16 protein-coding genes and 1 pseudogene are annotated in these 15,829 nt (G+C 74.1%); 9 read left to right on the top strand and 8 right to left on the bottom strand.

Features of this window, described 5'->3' with window-relative positions; all coding sequences use genetic code 11:
• Positions 1–16: 16 nt before the first annotated feature.
• Complete coding sequence (locus ACZ7MX_RS31985; protein WP_472137157.1) at positions 17–349, top strand: TcmI family type II polyketide cyclase; 333 nt, start codon at positions 17–19, stop codon at positions 347–349.
• 130 nt (positions 350–479) lie between these two features.
• Here ACZ7MX_RS31985 and ACZ7MX_RS31980 read toward each other — a convergent pair whose 3' ends face one another.
• The 3 genes from ACZ7MX_RS31980 to ACZ7MX_RS31970 form a co-directional block, all read right to left on the bottom strand.
• Positions 480–1,508: a methyltransferase gene (locus tag ACZ7MX_RS31980; RefSeq protein ID WP_472137155.1), complete on the bottom strand. Its 1,029-nt coding sequence runs from the start codon at positions 1,506–1,508 to the stop codon at positions 480–482.
• Positions 1,509–1,572: 64 nt separating this feature from the next.
• Positions 1,573–2,634 carry a right-handed parallel beta-helix repeat-containing protein gene (locus ACZ7MX_RS31975; RefSeq protein WP_472137154.1) on the bottom strand — a complete coding sequence of 354 codons (1,062 nt, stop codon included), beginning with the start codon at positions 2,632–2,634 and terminating at the stop codon, positions 1,573–1,575.
• 459 nt (positions 2,635–3,093) lie between these two features.
• The gene (locus ACZ7MX_RS31970; RefSeq protein WP_472137152.1) at positions 3,094–3,894 is read right to left on the bottom strand and encodes a TetR/AcrR family transcriptional regulator; all 801 of its coding nucleotides are present in this window, start codon (positions 3,892–3,894) and stop codon (positions 3,094–3,096) included.
• Positions 3,895–3,976: 82 nt separating this feature from the next.
• On the opposite strand from ACZ7MX_RS31970, the gene ACZ7MX_RS31965 reads away from it, so the two are divergent.
• On the top strand, positions 3,977–6,283 hold the full coding sequence (locus ACZ7MX_RS31965) for an ATP-binding cassette domain-containing protein (protein WP_472137249.1): 2,307 nt from the start codon (positions 3,977–3,979) through the stop codon (positions 6,281–6,283).
• A gap of 49 nt (positions 6,284–6,332) precedes the next feature.
• Here the strand turns inward: ACZ7MX_RS31965 and ACZ7MX_RS31960 are convergent, their stop codons facing one another.
• Positions 6,333–6,707, bottom strand: coding sequence for a VOC family protein (locus tag ACZ7MX_RS31960; protein WP_472137150.1), 375 nt, complete (start codon positions 6,705–6,707; stop codon positions 6,333–6,335).
• A gap of 418 nt (positions 6,708–7,125) precedes the next feature.
• Between ACZ7MX_RS31960 and ACZ7MX_RS31955 the strand changes: the two genes are divergently transcribed.
• Entirely contained in the window at positions 7,126–7,392 is a 267-nt protein-coding gene (locus tag ACZ7MX_RS31955) for a hypothetical protein (protein ID WP_472137149.1), read from the top strand.
• Here ACZ7MX_RS31955 and ACZ7MX_RS31950 read toward each other — a convergent pair.
• Complete coding sequence (locus tag ACZ7MX_RS31950; protein ID WP_472137147.1) at positions 7,328–8,110, bottom strand: CDP-alcohol phosphatidyltransferase family protein; 783 nt, start codon at positions 8,108–8,110, stop codon at positions 7,328–7,330. The genes ACZ7MX_RS31955 and ACZ7MX_RS31950 overlap by 65 nt on opposite strands.
• Before the next feature lie 107 nt (positions 8,111–8,217).
• Between ACZ7MX_RS31950 and ACZ7MX_RS31945 the strand changes: the two genes are divergently transcribed.
• The 5 genes from ACZ7MX_RS31945 (at position 8,218) to ACZ7MX_RS31925 (ending at position 12,842) form a co-directional block, all read left to right on the top strand.
• Positions 8,218–9,207, top strand: a complete 990-nt coding sequence (locus tag ACZ7MX_RS31945) for a zinc-dependent alcohol dehydrogenase (RefSeq protein WP_472137145.1) — start codon at positions 8,218–8,220, stop codon at positions 9,205–9,207.
• 74 nt (positions 9,208–9,281) lie between these two features.
• The gene (locus ACZ7MX_RS31940) at positions 9,282–9,680 is read left to right on the top strand and encodes a 6-pyruvoyl trahydropterin synthase family protein (protein ID WP_261952909.1); all 399 of its coding nucleotides are present in this window, start codon (positions 9,282–9,284) and stop codon (positions 9,678–9,680) included.
• On the top strand, positions 9,677–10,798 hold the full coding sequence (locus tag ACZ7MX_RS31935; RefSeq protein ID WP_472137144.1) for a glycosyltransferase family 4 protein: 1,122 nt from the start codon (positions 9,677–9,679) through the stop codon (positions 10,796–10,798). The genes ACZ7MX_RS31940 and ACZ7MX_RS31935 overlap by 4 nt, the downstream gene beginning before the upstream one ends.
• Entirely contained in the window at positions 10,795–11,652 is an 858-nt protein-coding gene (locus ACZ7MX_RS31930) for a methyltransferase domain-containing protein (RefSeq protein WP_472137142.1), read from the top strand. The genes ACZ7MX_RS31935 and ACZ7MX_RS31930 overlap by 4 nt, the downstream gene beginning before the upstream one ends.
• On the top strand, positions 11,649–12,842 hold the full coding sequence (locus ACZ7MX_RS31925; protein WP_472137139.1) for a lysylphosphatidylglycerol synthase transmembrane domain-containing protein: 1,194 nt from the start codon (positions 11,649–11,651) through the stop codon (positions 12,840–12,842). Before ACZ7MX_RS31930 ends, ACZ7MX_RS31925 begins: the two co-directional genes overlap by 4 nt.
• Here ACZ7MX_RS31925 and ACZ7MX_RS31920 read toward each other — a convergent pair.
• Together ACZ7MX_RS31920 and ACZ7MX_RS31915 are read right to left on the bottom strand one after the other, a co-directional pair.
• Positions 12,756–13,400, bottom strand: a pseudogene (locus ACZ7MX_RS31920) (RibD family protein); the annotation flags it as partial. The gene ACZ7MX_RS31925 and the pseudogene ACZ7MX_RS31920 overlap by 87 nt on opposite strands.
• The gene (locus tag ACZ7MX_RS31915; protein WP_472137137.1) at positions 13,393–14,148 is read right to left on the bottom strand and encodes a creatininase family protein; all 756 of its coding nucleotides are present in this window, start codon (positions 14,146–14,148) and stop codon (positions 13,393–13,395) included. The gene ACZ7MX_RS31915 and the pseudogene ACZ7MX_RS31920, both read right to left, overlap by 8 nt.
• A gap of 126 nt (positions 14,149–14,274) precedes the next feature.
• On the opposite strand from ACZ7MX_RS31915, the gene ribA reads away from it, so the two are divergent.
• The gene (ribA, locus tag ACZ7MX_RS31910; protein WP_472137136.1) at positions 14,275–14,967 is read left to right on the top strand and encodes a GTP cyclohydrolase II; all 693 of its coding nucleotides are present in this window, start codon (positions 14,275–14,277) and stop codon (positions 14,965–14,967) included.
• 110 nt (positions 14,968–15,077) lie between these two features.
• Here the strand turns inward: ribA and ACZ7MX_RS31905 are convergent, their stop codons facing one another.
• Positions 15,078–15,827 (bottom strand): CbtA family protein, encoded by a 750-nt coding sequence (locus ACZ7MX_RS31905; RefSeq protein ID WP_472137134.1) that lies wholly within the window; start codon positions 15,825–15,827, stop codon positions 15,078–15,080.
• Positions 15,828–15,829: the final 2 nt, after the last annotated feature.

The following is a 15,829-nucleotide window of genomic DNA, read 5'->3' as shown; positions in this document are numbered from 1 at the left end:
CGAAGGGATCTTCCCGATGCATCACGCTCTGATCGTCGCCCGCATGAAACCCGGTTCGGCACCGGACATCGCGGAGGTCTTCCGCGAGTCCGACCGTACGGAACTGCCACACCTGGTCGGCGTCTCGCGGCGGACCCTGTTCCAGTTCGGTGAGGTCTACCTGCACCTCATCGAGTCCGACCGGCCGCCCGGCCCGGAGATCGCCAAGGTCACCGGGCACCCCGAGTTCCGTGCGGTGAGCGACAAGCTGTCCGCCTTCGTCAGCGCCTACGACCCCGAGACCTGGCGGAGCCCCAAGGACGCGATGGCCCAGCAGTTCTACCGCTGGGAGCGCGACGGCAGTCACTGACGCGCAGGCCGGGCCGGGGCGATCCCTCGGGCCCCGGCCGCCGCCCGGGAAACGGCACGGCCGCCCGGCGGGGAGCACTCTCCCCGCCGGGCGGCCGGCCGTTCCCGGGCGGTTCACGGCGGCTTGGTGCTCACGCCGGGACGGTGCACTCGAAGGCGTGCAGGTACGGGTTGACGACGAGGACGTCGTGCACCTCCAGACCGGCGTCCGAGAGCCGGCGGATCATGCTGTCCTTGGTGTGCTTGGCGCCGCCCACGTTCAGCAGGAGCAGCAGGTCCATGGCGGTGGTGAACTTCATCGACGGGCTGTCGTCGACGAGGTTCTCGATGACCACCACCCGGGCGCCGGGCCGGGCCGCCGCCTTGACGTTGTGCAGCGTCCGGCGGGTGGAGTCGTCGTCCCACTCCAGGATGTTCTTGATGATGTAGACGTCGGCCCGGACCGGGATGTCCTCCCGGCAGTCGCCGGGCACCACCTTCACCCGCGGGGCGAGCGGACCGCCCGCGCGCAGCCGGGGGTCCGGGTGCGCTACGACCGTGGGCAGGTCGAGCAGGGTGCCCTCCAGCGAGGGGTGCTTCTCCAGCAGGCTGGCGAGGACGTGGCCCTGTCCGCCGCCGATGTCCGCCACCGACTGCGCCTTCGACAGGTCCAGCAGCCGGGCGACGTCCTCGGCCGACTGCCTGCTGGAGGTGGTCATGGCCCGGTCGAAGACCTGGGCGGACTCCGTGGCGTCCTGGTGCAGGTACTCGAAGAAGCTCTTGCCGTACAGGTCGTCGAAGACGTCGCGACCGGAGCGCACCGCCTCGTCGAGCCGCGGCCACGCCTCCCAGGTCCACGGCTCGGTGCACCACAGGGAGATGTAGCGCAGGCTGTTCGGGGCGTCCTCGCGCAGCATCCGGGACATGTCGGTGTGGACGTACTTCCCGTCGTCGGTCTCGGCGAAGATCCCGTAGCAGGACAGGGCGCGCAACAGCCTTTCCATCGGCCGCGGTTCGGCCTTCACCTCGGCGGCGAGCTCCTCGGCGGAGGCCGGCCGGTCGCCGAGCGCGTCGGCGACGCCGAGCCGCGCCGCCGCCCGTACCGCGGCCGCGCACGCGGCTCCGAAGACGAGCTCCCGCAGCCGCATGGCCGACTGGGGCGAGGGACTTACGGTGGTCATTGGAGCCTCTATTCTCCCGTGGTAGGTGAGTGCACCCGTGGCACCGGGTGCGCCAGGTGGGCCGTCAGCACAGCCCGGCCGGCTTCGAGGTCCGGCAGACGTTGCGGACGAACCGGTTGCCCCGGCCCTTGGGGTCCCGGTCGGCCAGGTCGACCGGCTTGTTGCGCAGCACGATGTTGTCGACGACGGTGTTGTGCTCGTTGAGCGCGCCCACGAAGCTGTGGAAGAGCACCACGCCCCCGGAGAGCGGCGACGTGCCCCGGTTGTCGCGGACCAGGTTGTGCCGCACCAGCGCCCGCTCGGTGCCGGTGAGCACGATGCCCGAGCCCTGGAGGAACGGCAGCCGCTTGGTGGCGGCGCAGTGCTTGTTGTTCCGGGAGACGTCGTTGTCCCGTACGGTCAGCGCGCCCGCCCGGGGGCGGGACTCGTCGCCGACGATGAAGACCCCGGCGCAGTTCCCGGTGACGGTGTTGTGGCCGACCGTCAGGTTCCTGACCCGGCGGACGGTGATACCGATCCGGTTGTGGGACATCCGGTTCTGGGTGATCGACGCGCCCCGGGTGTCGGTCGCGCCGCCCTCCTCCTTGACGGTGTTCGCCAGGAAGATGCCGGAGTCGCCGTTGTCGGTGACGAAGTTGTCGCGGATCACGCCGCGGGTGGACTTCTCCTGCGCGATGCCCCAGACCCCGTTCTTCCGGGACGTCACCCCGTGCACGGTCATCCGGTCGGTGCCGGAGGCCCAGATGCCGTTCTGCTTGAAGCCGGTGACGGTCAACGCGCGGATGCTGACGTCCCGGAGCGGATGGTGCGGCGAGCCGAGCACGCAGATGCCGTTGCCCTCCTCGCCGCAGCGGTTCGCCGCCCGCTTCGCCGACGGGCGGATCACCGTCTTCTTGCCGGCCCCGACGAGACGCAGCCGCGATGTGGTGATCAGCACGCTCTCGCGGTAGACCCCGGGCCGCAGGACGACGGTGTCACCGGGCCGGGCCGCGTCCACCGCCTGCTGGATCGACTCGCCCGGGCGGACCACATGCCGTCCCGGGGCATCGGAGGGAGGGGCCGCGCCCAGTCCGCCGGCCATCACCGCGGCGACACAGCCCAGGAGTGTCATCTGTTGTAGCGCCATGAGGCGAAGCTATGGGCGATCAACCGCGCTCGCCATTCGTGCTGACCCGATGACGGCCGAGGGCGCGCCCGCCGGTCTCCGACACGCCGTCAAGTCCGCTGCCCCGCCGTCCCGTCCGGCCGCGCATCAGGGCCGGTCAGCGGGGTTCTCCGGGGGCTCGCCGCAGCTTCCTTCGCCGGTCGGCGGATCGACCGGCCGGCACTCACCTGACCGGGTATCGGACGCCGCGTCCGAGCGGTTCCCGGGGCCGGCGTCCGACGGGGGGTCGGCCGGCCCGTCCGGCCACACCTCGGTCAGGAACGCCGCGAGGCTGGACGGCAGGAACCACGGTCGGACGCGGAAGACGGTCATGGCAGACCAACGCGCGGGGCCCGGCCGACGACACCCGGCAAGGGGCCCCAGGCCCCCTTCATCACCCCAACGGCCCTCGGCGGCGGGGCCGGTGCGGCCGGTTCCGGCTCAGCGGGCGCGCCGGATCGCCGCCTCGACCCCGTCCAGGACGACCGCGAGTCCGCCCTCGAAGGTCGCCCGCGCCTCACGTTCCAGATACGGCACCGCGTCGTCCGCGACCGGGACCGCGCCCTCGGTCTCCAGCCGGACCAGCAGCGGGAAGCGCGCCGCGAAGTCGGGCACCACCTCCTCCAGCATCCCGGACCGCGCCAGCCACCAGTCCTCGTCGGACACCCCGGTCGAGGCCGCGGCCAGCCGGGCCTCGGCGACGGTCCGCGCGGCCCCGCGCACGACGTGCACCAGCGTCCCGACCACCCGCCGCAGCACCGCGGAGTCGAGGCCGGTGGCGTACAGCAGCGCCAGCAGCGTCTCCAGGGCGCGGTACTCGTGGGGGCCGAGCACCGGGCGGGCCTGGGAGACCTGGAGCACCCAGGGGTGGCGCAGGTAGAACTCCCAGGTGTCCTCGGCCCAGGACGTCACCGCGGCCCGCCAGCCCGCCGCCAGGTCGTAGTCGTGCGGCAGCTCGGCCAGCACCTGGTCGTACATCAGGTCCACCAGCTCGCTCTTGCCCGGGACGTAGGTGTACAGCGCCATGGCGGTGCGTCCCAGCCGCTCGCCGACCGCGCGCATGGACAGGGCCGCCATGCCCTCCGCGTCGGCGACCGCGATCCCGGCGCGGACGATCACCTCGACGCTCAGGGCCGGTTTGGGGCCCGGCCACTGCCGCGTCCGCGCCCCGCCGGGGCGCTCGTCGCGCCACAGCAGAGCCATCGACCGACGGGGATCGCCCTGGCCGGCGAATACCACCACTTGCCGTCTCCTTACGCCATAAAGTAACGTCACCCGGCGAACTCTTTACGGTGTAAGGATATCAGGAGGGGTGGCGGCTGACATGGGGGCCGAGCAGGTCGGAAAGCCGGAAAAGGAGACCGCGTACGCGGCGGACAGTCATGATGTGATCGAGGTGCGCGGCGCCCGGGAGAACAATCTCGCCGACATTTCCCTGGACATTCCCAAGCGCCGGCTCACGGTCTTCACCGGAGTCTCCGGATCCGGGAAGTCCTCCCTGGTCTTCGGCACCGTCGCGGCCGAGTCCCAGCGGCTCATCAACGAGACCTACACGGCCTTCGTGCAGTCCTTCATGCCGGCGCGCAGCCGGCCCGACGTGGACGCCCTGCGCAATCTGAGCGCGGCGATCGTCGTCGACCAGGAACGCATGGGCGCCAACGCGCGCTCCACGGTCGGCACCGCCACCGACGCCCACACCATGCTGCGGATCATCTACAGCCGCCTGGGCACCCCGCACGCCGGGACCTCCACCGCGTTCAGCTTCAACAGCGCCGAGGGCATGTGCCCCGGGTGCGAGGGGCTCGGCCGGGTCTCCACCATCGACCTCGACCAGCTCGTGGACACCTCGCGCTCCCTCAACGAGGGCGCGATCAACGCCCCCGGATTCACCGTGGGCTCGTGGTACTGGCAGACCCTCGCGCACTCCGGATTCTTCGACCCCGACGTGAAGCTCGCGGATTTCACCCCCGCGCAGTGGGACGACTTCCTGCACAAGCCCGCCACGAAAATCAAGCGCGGCACCTCGAACATCACCTATGAAGGACTGCTGACGCGGGTCCGGCGGACCTATCTCGCCAAGGACCGGGAATCCCTGCAACCGCACATCCGGGCCTTCGTCGACCGTGCGGTGACCTTCGCCGCCTGCGACGCCTGCGGCGGCGCCCGCCTCAACCCCGCGGCCCTCGCCTCCCGCATCGCCGGCCGCAACATCGCCGAATGCTCCGCCCTCCAGATCAGCGATCTGGTGGAGTTCGTCCGCGGCATCGACGACCCGTCGGTGGCCCCGCTGGTCGCCACCCTCCGCCACACCCTGGAATCCCTCGTCGAGATCGGCCTCGGCTATCTGAGCCTGGACCGGGAATCCGGCACCCTCTCCGGCGGCGAGGCCCAGCGGGTGAAGATGGTCCGCCACCTCGGCTCCAGCCTGACCGACGTCACCTACGTCTTCGACGAGCCCACCGTCGGCCTGCACCCGCACGACATCCAGCGGATGAACGACCTGCTGCTGCGGCTGCGCGACAAGGGCAACACCGTCCTCGTCGTCGAGCACAAACCCGAGACCATCGCCGTCGCCGACCACGTCGTCGACCTCGGCCCCGGCGCCGGACCGGCCGGCGGACGGATCTGCTACACCGGCGACGTCCGCGGCCTGCGGGCCTCCGGCACCCTCACCGGCCGCCATCTCGACCACCGCGCCGGGCTGCGCGAGCACCTCCGGCGGCCCACCGGCCACCTCGCCATCACCGGCGCGACCACCCACAACCTCAAGGACGTCAGCGTCGACCTGCCGCTCGGCGTGCTCACCGTCGTCACCGGCGTGGCCGGCTCGGGCAAGAGCTCACTTATCCACGGCTCACTGAGCGGCCGGGACGGCGTCATCACCGCCGACCAGTCCCCGATCCGCGGCTCCCGGCGCTCCAACCCGGCCACCTACACCGGACTGCTCGGCCCGGTGCGCACCGCCTTCGCCCGCGCCAACGGCGTCGGTCCCGGACTGTTCAGCGCCAACTCCGAAGGCGCCTGCCCCACCTGCAAGGGCATCGGACTGGTCTACACCGACCTGGCGATGATGGCCGGCGTGGCCTCCGTCTGCGAGGAGTGCGAGGGCCGGCGGTTCACGCCCGAGGTGCTCACCTACACCCTGCGCGGCAAGAACATCAGCGAGGTGCTCGCGATGTCGGTCGCCGAGGCCCGGGAGTTCTTCCCCTCCGGCCAGGCCCGCACCGTCCTCGACCGGCTCGCCGACGTGGGCCTGCCCTACCTCGGCCTCGGCCAGCCGCTCACCACCCTCTCCGGCGGCGAACGGCAGCGGCTCAAACTCGCCCTCCACATGGCCGAGAAGGGCGCCGTCTACCTCCTCGACGAACCCACCAGCGGACTGCACCCGGCCGACGTGGACCGGCTGCTGGGCCTGCTCGACCGGCTCGTCGACGACGGCAACACCGTCATCGTCATCGAACACCACCAGGCCGTCATGGCCCACGCCGACTGGATCGTCGACCTCGGCCCCGGCGCCGGCCACGACGGCGGCCGCATCGTCTTCGAAGGCACCCCCGCCGACCTCGTCGCCACCGCGGACACCCTGACGGCCCGCCACCTGCGGACCTACCTGGGCCGGCCCGCCGCGTGAGCCGGCGGACCGGCACGCCCCCGCGCGGGCCGGGGAGTTGAGCCGCGGCTCAGCCCGCACGCTCCGCCGCGCTGCGCTCCACGCAGAACTCGTTGCCCTCGATGTCGGCCATCGTCGCCCACCCCGTCCCGTCGGGCCGGCGGTGGTCGGCGACCAGGGTCGCGCCGAGCGCCAGCAGCCGTTCGACCTCCTCGTCGCGGCCGCGGTCCTGCGGCTGCAGATCCAGATGCAGCCGGTTCTTCCCGGCCTTGGCCTCGGGCACCGCGACGAACAGCAGCGCACCGGCCGCGGTGGTGACCGTGGCCTCCGGATCCCCCGGGAAGTCGTCCGCGGCCAGCGAACCGCCCAGCACCCCGGCCCAGAAGGTCGCCAGACGGTGGGCATCGGTGCAGTCGACGGTGACGTGCCGTATCAGTGAGGTCATGCGCGTCACTATCGGCAAAGGCCGCGGGCCTGTCCACCGGGATCGCGTGCCGGGCGTGCACCCGGTTTGTCCGGCCCACCCATTCAAATCGGGCACCCCCGTCGTCTACAGTTGCAGAAATCCGCAATTCAACAGATGACGCGACGGCCGTGCGGCCTGAACGCGGAGGACCATGCGTGGGCGGTTTCGCCGAGTCGGTACGGGCACACCAGACCCGCGGTGCGGGCCGGGCAGGGGCGCGGACATGAGCGGCGCCCGGTCACACCCCACCGGGACCGGGTGAGTGCGGATGTCCGGCGCAGCACGGCGCAAAGGACCGCCGCCCTGGCGGGCGGTCCGTTCCCGCACCTGCATACCGGTGCCCCCCGGCCCGGGTGCCGCCCGGCCCTGCCGCGGGCGCCCGCCGGCCCGGGGGCCGTTGCACCGACCCCGCGGCCACGGCCGCGGCTGCCCCGAGCCGACCGCCCGTCACCACGCCTCCCCGCGCTGCGGCGCGCTGCGCCCGCGCACCACCGCGCTCCGCCCGGGCCTCCAGCTGGCCCGGCTGCCCGGCGCCGTGCTGGTCACCCACCGGCCGCCGCGCGCCGGCCTGTTGCGCCGGATCCTGCTCTCCGTCCTCGTCACGAACCTGCTGCTGCTCTTCCTCGCACTGGTCGTCTACCTGGGACGGCACGCGGGCACGTAGCGGCGTCCGCCCGGGCCCGCCACAGCCACCTGACGTCCCGTCCGAACGACCACACCAGCAGCGCTAGCGCCCCGGCCACCGCAGCGCCGGCCACCGTCCGTGGCACGATCCCGGCACCGGCCACCACCAGCACCACGCCCTGCAGCGCCGCCACCGTCTTCCGGGCCATGCTGGGCGGCAGCGCACCGCGCAACCACGGCCGGACCCAGGACGCCGCGACGAACGCGTACCGCATCAGACCGATCGCCAGGACCCAGACGCCCAGCGGCATCGCGACGTACACGCACAGCACCAGGATCAGGAACGCGTCGACCTCCATGTCGAAGCGCGCCCCCAGCGGCGTCGCCGTGCCGGTGCGCCGGGCCACCCGGCCGTCCACGGCGTCCAGGATCAGCGCCACCGTGGCCAGCGCGGTCAGCACCGCGACCGGGGCCCGCCGGTCGAAGGAGTCCGCGACCAGCGCGGTCACCCCGCCCACCAGGATCGCCCGGGCCAGCGTGACGCGGTTCGCCGGCCCGAACGGACCGGTCCACGACCGGCGCAGCGCCAGCGTGAGCACCGCCCAGGTCACCACCGCGAACGCCGAGCCCGTCAGCCATCCCGCGGTGCCCAGCCCGACCACCCGGCACAGCACCTCCAGCACCAGCAGCTGCACGCCCATGCCCGCCGTGGTGTCCGGCCCCAAGGCTCTTGTGTCGAAGTGCTCTTGTACGGCCACCGTGCCTCCCTTGACCTGTGGCGGAGTCGGGGGGCGCCGCGTAGGGTGACGGCGTCCTTGATCCCCAGCATCGAGGACTCCTCGCCGTAGCGTCCAGGAGGATCCCGTTGCCGCGCGCCGCTTGTGCCTTTTGGACAACCGCCCCGGGACAGGGCGGGATCCGGCCGGCGGAGCTGTCCGGGCCCGGTCCCGACGAGGTGCTGGTGCGCACCCTGTGGTCCGGGGTGAGCCGCGGCACCGAGACCCTGGTCTTCCGCGGCCAGGTGTCCGAGAGCCAGCACACCACGATGCGGGCGCCCTACCAGGAGGGCGACTTCCCGGCACCGGTCAAATACGGCTACCTCAACGTCGGCGTCGTCGAGGAGGGACCGCCCGCACTGCGCGGCCGCACGGTCTTCTGCCTGTACCCGCACCAGACGCACTACGTCGTCCCGGCCCGCGCCGTCACCCCCGTACCGGACACCGTGCCCGCCGCCCGGGCCGTCCTCGCCGGCACCGTCGAGACCGCGGTCAACGCCCTCTGGGACGCCGGGCCGCTGATCGGCGACCGGATCGCGGTGATCGGCGGCGGCATGGTCGGATGCAGTGTGGCCGCCCTCCTCGCCCGCTACCCGGCGGTGCGGGTGCAGTTGGTCGACGCCGATCCCGGCCGCGCCGCCACCGCCGAGGCGCTCGGTGTGGACTTCGCGCTGCCCGCCGACGCCCGCGGCGACTGCGACCTCGTCGTGCACGCCAGCGCCACCGAGGAAGGACTGACCCGCGCCCTCGAACTGCTCGCGCCGGAAGGCACCGTCCTGGAGCTGAGCTGGTACGGCGACCGGCGGGTCAGCCTGCCCCTGGGCGAGGCCTTCCACTCCCGCCGGCTGGTCGTGCGCAGCAGCCAGGTCGGCACCGTCTCCCCGGCCCGGCGGGCCCGCCGCAGCTACGCCGACCGGATGGCGCTCGCCCTCGAACTCCTCGCCGATCCGGCCTTCGATGCGCTGATCACCGGGGAGTCCGCCTTCGAGGAGCTGCCGCAGGTGCTGCCCCGGCTCGCCTCCGGCGACCTCCCGGCGCTCTGCCACCGCATCCGGTACGCACCGCCGGACGGCCGGTAGGCACCGCGCCCCGGCCCCCGATCCGCCCCCCACGGCACCGTCACTGAGACCGACATCACACCGGAGGAACGGCCTTGTTCAGCATCACCGTCCGCGATCACCTGATGGTCGCGCACAGCTTCCGCGGTGCCGTGTTCGGCCCCGCGCAGCGGCTCCACGGCGCGACGTTCATCGTGGACGCCACCTTCCGCCGGCCCGAGCTCGACGCCGACAACATCGTCGTGGACATCGGCCTGGCCACCCAGGAACTCGCCGGGGTGGTCGGCGAGCTGAACTACCGCAACCTCGACGACGAGCCCGCCTTCGCCGGCACCAACACTTCGACGGAGGCGCTGGCCAAGGTCATCGCCGACCGGCTCGCGGATCGCGTGCAGGCCGGGAACCTCGGCGAGGGCGCCCGCGAACTGACCGGCATATCGGTCACCTTGCACGAATCGCACATCGCCTGGGCCAGCTACGAGCGCGCGCTGTGACCCGCGGCGGCGCCGCCCCGGCGGGGGAGCGGACGGTGCACGTCGTCCTGCCCGGCGGCGTCGACGACCCGGCGGCGCCCAGCGGCGGCAACACCTACGACCGCCGGGTGTGCCGGGGCCTTCCGGCGGCGGGGTGGCGCGTGCGCCCGCACGCCCTGCCCGGCGCCTGGCCGCGGCCGGCCGCCGCCGACCGCGCCGAGCTGGCCCGGCTGCTGGCGGAACTCCCCGACGGCGCAGTGGTCCTCCTCGACGGGCTGGTCGGCTGCGGCGTCCCCGAAGTCCTCCAGCCCGAGGCCGCCCGGCTGCGGCTCGCCGTCCTCGTCCATCTGCCGCTGGCCGACGAGACCGGGCTCGACCCCCGCGAGGCCGCCGACCTGGACGCCCGGGAACGCCGGGTCCTGCACGCCGCCGGCGCCGTCGTGGCCACCAGCGCCTGGGCCGCCGGCCGGCTCACCGCACACCACCGACTGCCGCCCGCCCGCGTCCACGTCGCCCGGCCCGGGACCGACCCCGCACCCCTCGCCCCCGGCACCGGGTCCGGCACCGCGCTGCTCTGCGTCGCCGCGCTCACCCCGCGCAAGGGACACCGCCGGCTGCTCGACGCCCTGGCCACCGTCACCGGCCCGCCCTGGCACTGCACCTTCGTCGGCGGTCCCGGCGGCGACTTGGGATACGCCACCCAACTACGGCAGCACGTGGACGAGTTGGGGCTCGGCGACCGGATCCGTTTCGCCGGGCCGCAAACCGGTGCCGGACTGGCCGCGCACTACGCCGCCGCCGACCTGCTGGTCCTCGCCTCGTACGCCGAGACCTACGGCATGGTGATCACCGAGGCGCTGGCGCGCGGAATTCCCGTCCTGGCCACGGCCGTCGACGGCGTACCGGAGGCCCTCGGACGGGCCCCCGACGGCACCCTGCCCGGCCTCCTTGTACCCGCCGGGGAACCCGCGGCGCTCACCGGCGCCCTCGGCGACTGGCTCGGGGACGGGGAGCTGCGCCGCCGGCTGCGGGAAGCCGCGCGCGGACGGCGTGCCATGCTGGAGGGGTGGGAGATGACGTCGCACAGCCTGGCCGAAGCGCTGGAACGGCTTCGGCACGAGCCCCGGAGCAGCCGTTGACCGCCGTCGGCAGCCCCCGATTCGCCCCGCGCTGGCTGGAGTTGCGCGAACGCGCCGACGCCGCCGCCCGGGCCCCCGAACTCCTCCGCCCGCTGCGCAGAGCGCTGGCCGGCCGGCCCGGCCCGCCCGGTCTGACCGTCCGCGACCTGGGCTGCGGCACCGGCTCCATGGCGCGCTGGCTCGCCGTCCGGCTGCCCGGCCCGCAGCGCTGGATCCTGCACGACCACGACCCGGTGCTGCTCGCCGAGGCCGGTGCCCGGATGCCCGCAACGGCCGCCGACGGCACGCCGGTCACCGCCACCACCGAGCGCGGTGACCTGACCGCCCTCACCGCCGCCGACCTCGCCGGGACCTCCCTGGTCACCGCGTCCGCCCTGCTCGATCTGCTCACCCGCGACGAGATCGAGGCGCTCGCGGCGGCCTGTGCCGCTGCCGGCTGCCCGGTCCTGCTGGCGCTCTCGGTCTCCGGGCGGGTGGAGCTGACCCCGCCCGATCCGCTCGACGCGGAGCTGGCCGCCGCCTTCAACGACCACCAGCGCCGTACCGAGGGGGACCGCGGGCTGCTCGGTCCGGACGCGGTCGCGGCGGCGGTCACGGCGTTCGAACGGCACGGCTGGACGGTGCGGTTGCGGTCCAGCCCCTGGCGGCTCGGCTGCGCGGAGTCCGCGCTGACCGCCGAATGGCTGCGCGGCTGGGTCGGCGCCGCACACGCCCAGCGGCCCACGCTGGCACCGGAGGCGGTGGCCTATCTGGGGCGCCGGCTGGAGGAGTGCGCGGCGGGCGAACTGGGCGTGACCGTGCACCACACCGACCTGCTGGCGCTGCCCGGTCCGCCGCCCGGGGACGGGGGATGAAACAGCGCGGCTGGGCGGTGCTGCGGCTGCTCGCGGGCGCGGGCATCCTGGCGGCCCTGGTGTGGCACCTGGGCTCCGGGGCCTTCCTGGAGGGCTTGCGCCGGATCGACGCCCCGGCGCTGCTCGCGGCCCTCGGCCTCGGCCTGCTGACCACGGTCGGCAGCGCCTGGCGCTGGTGCCTGGTGGCCCGCGGACTGGGCCTCCGGCTGCCGCTGGGCCGGGCGGTCGCCGACTACTACCGGGCGCTGTTCCTCAACGCGGCGCTGCCCGGCGGCGTCCTGGGCGACGTCCACCGCGCGGTGGGGCACGGCCGGGCCTCCGGCGACCTGGGACGCGGGGTCCGGGCGGTGGTCCTGGAACGCACCGCCGGCCAGCTGGTGCTGGTGCTCGCCGGGGCCGTGGTGCTGCTCGCCCGGCCGTCACCGGTCCTGGCGCCGGCCGTTCGCACGCTGGCCTCACCCGGCGCCGCCGTGACCGCCGCCGCGGTGGGCGCCGCGGCGCTCGTCCTCGCCCTGTGGCTGCGGCGCCGCCCCGGCGCATCACGCGTCCGGCGCGCGCTCGGCACCTTCCTGACCGAGGCGCGCCAGGGCCTCGCCGCCCCCGGCGTCCGCTCCGGCGTCGCCCTGTCCTCCGCGGTGGTCCTCGCGGGCTACCTCGCCACGTTCGTCCTGGCCGCCCGGGTCGCCGGCGTCACCGCACCGACCGCCGAGCTGGTGCCGCTGGTGGTCCTGGCCCTGCTCGCCATGGCGCTGCCGCTGAACGTCGGTGGCTGGGGCCCCCGTGAGGGCGTCGCCGCCTGGGCGTTCGGCGCCGCCGGGCTGGGCGCGGCGCAGGGTCTGGCCACCGCCGTCGTCTACGGCGTCCTCGCCTTCGCCGCGAGCCTGCCCGGCGTCGTGGTGCTGTGCGTCCGGTGGGGCGCCGGCCTCCGCGCCGGCCGTCCGCAGCTCCATCTCGAAGAGGGTGTCCTCCCCGAGCAGGCTGCGCCGCAGCGGCGGCCGGAGCGCCTCGCGCATCACCGTCGTCCCGGGGAACCGCAGGCCGGGCACGCCGTCCCCGATCAGTACCGGCGCGACGGTGAGGTACAGCCGGTCCAGCGCACCGGCCTGCACGAACCGCGACACGGTCACCCCGCCGCCCTCGATCAGCACCCGGCCCAGGCCGCGGCGCGCCAGGGCCGTGAGCAGCCGTGACGGGGCGAACGCCGCCGCATCGGGCAGCCGGAGCACCTCGACGCCCTCGCCCGTCACGTCCGGCGGCACCGCGGCGTCCGGCCCCACCACCCACAGCGTCGGCGCGGCCCGGTCCGTGAACACCCCGCTGCCGTGCGGCACCCGGCCGCGCGGATCGAGCACCACCCGCACCGGGTTGTCGCCGGGACAGGCCCGTACGGTCAGCCGGGGGTCGTCCGCCACGGCCGTTCCCGCGCCGACCAGCACGGCGTCGGCGAGCGCCCGCAGCCGGTGCAGATGGCGGCGGTCGGCCGTCCCGGTGACGTAGTCGGCATCGCCGGTGCGGGTCGCCACGAAGCCGTCCAGGCTCTGGCCCAACTGCCCGAACGCGACCCGTGGGCCGGCCAGGCAGAGCGGCAGATAGCGCGCGGCGAGCTCCGCGGCGCCGGCCGAGGCGGGCTCCTCCCAGCACGGCCGGCCGTCGCCGTCCCGCACCAGCCCGGCGGCCCGGGCCTGCCCTTCGTCACGGATCCGCCGCAGCCGCTGCCACGCCTCCGCGCTGCCCAGCACCTCAGTCATCGGCGTCCGCCCCGGCACCCAGCAGCGCGACGTACTCGGCGAACGCCTCGGTCAGCCCGGCCAGCAGCTCCCGGCCCTTGTGGGCGGAGGCGAGCGAGGGGCGGCCGACGACACCGGATGTGGTGTACGCCGACAGCCCCAGCGTCAGCAGGTGCCGGCGGTCGTCGGCCGGGCAATCCGCGGTGGCGTAGCCGTCCTTGACCAGTTCCGGGTGGGCGTGCAGCAGGATCGAGGTCTCCAGTTCGCCCGCGTGCATGTCGCTGTGCGCGGAGGTGCGTATCCCGGCCCGGTCGCGGGCCGCTTCCCAGTCGGCGGTGCCGGGGAACAGCGCCATCCGGATGCCGCGCCCGGCGGATTCCTGCACCACGTTGCGCAGCACGTAGTTCCCGCCGTGGCCGTTGACCAGGACCAGAGCCGTGATCCCGGACCGGAGCAGCGAGTCGGCGAGGTCCGTGACGACGGCGTGCAGCGTCCGTGCCGAGATGCTGACCGTCCCCGGCCAGGCGGCGTGCTCCTGCGAACAGGAGACGGTCAGCGGCGGCAGCAGCAGGACGTCATGGCCGGCGGCCACCTCCCGGGCGACGGTGCACGCGATGACCGTGTCGGTGGTCAACGGCAGGTGGGGACCGTGCTGTTCGAAGCTGCCGACGGGCAGCACGGCCAGCTGCGGCCGCCGCTGCCGGACGTCCTCGGTGGTGTCGGCCGGCAACAGCCCGGCGGACGTCGGCGGTTGCGGGGGAGCGGTCATCGGGATCGGTCCGCCTTTCGTCGGTCGGCTCGCCGGGAGCCGGTCGGGACGCGGGTGCCGCAGCATACTTGTCATGTTTCTGAGTGATCGCCGCCGGGTTCCGACCCCCGTGGGTACCATCGCGCCATGACGGACCCCGACGCCCTGTGCGGCCCCCGCCCCGGTCATGACCTCGCCGTCGCCCCCGACGCGGCCCGCCCCCTGCCCGGTGTGGCGCGGGCGGTGTCGGTCCGGCTGCCCACCGCCTACGGGGAGTTCCGGGCGGTCGGCTATCTCGACCGGCCCAGCGGGACCGAGCACGTGGCGCTGGTGTACGGCGAGGTCACCGGCGAACCGGTGCTGACCCGGGTGCATTCGGAATGCCTGACCGGGGATGCCTTCGCGTCCCGGCACTGCGAGTGCGGTGACCAGCTGTCCGCGGCGCTGCGGGCGATAGCGGCGGCCGGGCGCGGGGTGCTGGTCTACCTCCAGGGCCACGAGGGCCGGGGCATCGGCCTGCTGGCCAAGCTCCGCGCGATGCAGCTCCAGGAGGAGGGGCTGGACACCGTCGAGGCGAACGTCGCGCTCGGCCTCCCGGTCGACGCCCGGGAGTACCGCGCCGCCGCGCAGATCCTCGACGACCTCGGTGTCCGCGCGGTACGGCTGCTGTCCAACAACCCGCGCAAGCGCGCCGCGTTGGTGCGGCACGGCATCGCCGTCACCGAGCGGGTCCCGCTGCTGGCCGAGCCGCAGGCGGAGAACATCCGCTATCTCCGCACCAAGCGCGAGCGTCTCGACCACGACCTGCCGCACCTCGACGGCATCCCGGGCCAGCTCTGACATAGCGTCAGTTCCCTGCCGCCGGAACGGGCCGGGTGCAGCGCAGCAGGTCCGGGGCCCGCGAGGAGTGCTCGCGGGCCCCGGACCGGTGGTGCGGTGCAGGCGCCGGATCAGGAGGTGACGGACACCGCCGCGGCCCGCTCGGCGGCCGGCCGGACCGTGACGACGCGCTCCGCCAGCTGCCCGAAGACCAGCCCGAAGGCGGTCCACAGCACCAGCTGGACGGCGAGCGCCGACAGCCGGAACTGCCACAGCAGCGTGGCGGAGAAGCCCGCGGGCACCTCGTCGACGGCCGGCAGGAACGCGTAGGCGAGCCCGACGGCGACCGCGAACGCGGCGACGGCGACCACCGTCGCGTACCAGTTGCCCAGCTTCGGAGCCAGCCGCCGGCCGAGGAGCGTGGCGGCGACGGCCAGCAGGAGGCCGAGCAGCATCATCAGGAAATACAGGGCGGTGCGCCTGCCGATGGTGTCGGGGTCGCCGACCGACGGTGGGTTGGCCGGGTATTTCAGGAACGGCACGACATAGCCGGCCCCCAGTGCCGCCCCGGAGAGCAGCAGGGCGGTGGCGCGGGCACCGAACCGGCCGATCCGCCCCAGGGCGAAGCAGAAGGCCAGTGCGGCGATCCCGCCCAGCGCCACGCCGTAGACCAGGACGCCGGTGGCGAGCCCGGCCGTGGACTGCAGTCCGCGGCCGACCACCTCCATCTCGTGTTCGTGGCTGTGTGCCTCCTCGAAGGCGATGGCGGCGTCGATCCGCGGTTCGCCCAGCAGGTAGGCGACGAGGAGGGACAGCACGCCGGCGGCCAGGCCGGCGAGCATGCCGCGGACCAGCAGGGTCCTGACGGTGAGGGAGTTCATGG

It is taken from the genome of Streptomyces sp. NPDC107765 (assembly GCF_055657085.1).
Note: the sequence above shows the minus strand (reverse complement) of the source record. Positions and strands in the feature narration are given on the sequence as shown.

Coding starts and splice junctions, on each gene's coding strand:
- ACZ7MX_RS31925 (WP_472137139.1), top strand. CDS start 11,649: ATGAAACAGCGCGGCTGGGCGGTGCTGCGGCTGCTCGCGGGCGCGGGC.
- ACZ7MX_RS31905 (WP_472137134.1), bottom strand. CDS start 15,827: ATGAACTCCCTCACCGTCAGGACCCTGCTGGTCCGCGGCATGCTCGCC.
- ACZ7MX_RS31975 (WP_472137154.1), bottom strand. CDS start 2,634: ATGGCGCTACAACAGATGACACTCCTGGGCTGTGTCGCCGCGGTGATG.
- ACZ7MX_RS31985 (WP_472137157.1), top strand. CDS start 17: ATGCATCACGCTCTGATCGTCGCCCGCATGAAACCCGGTTCGGCACCG.
- ACZ7MX_RS31915 (WP_472137137.1), bottom strand. CDS start 14,148: ATGACCGCTCCCCCGCAACCGCCGACGTCCGCCGGGCTGTTGCCGGCC.
- ACZ7MX_RS31980 (WP_472137155.1), bottom strand. CDS start 1,508: ATGACCACCGTAAGTCCCTCGCCCCAGTCGGCCATGCGGCTGCGGGAG.
- ribA (WP_472137136.1), top strand. CDS start 14,275: ATGACGGACCCCGACGCCCTGTGCGGCCCCCGCCCCGGTCATGACCTC.
- ACZ7MX_RS31965 (WP_472137249.1), top strand. CDS start 3,977: ATGGGGGCCGAGCAGGTCGGAAAGCCGGAAAAGGAGACCGCGTACGCG.
- ACZ7MX_RS31960 (WP_472137150.1), bottom strand. CDS start 6,707: ATGACCTCACTGATACGGCACGTCACCGTCGACTGCACCGATGCCCAC.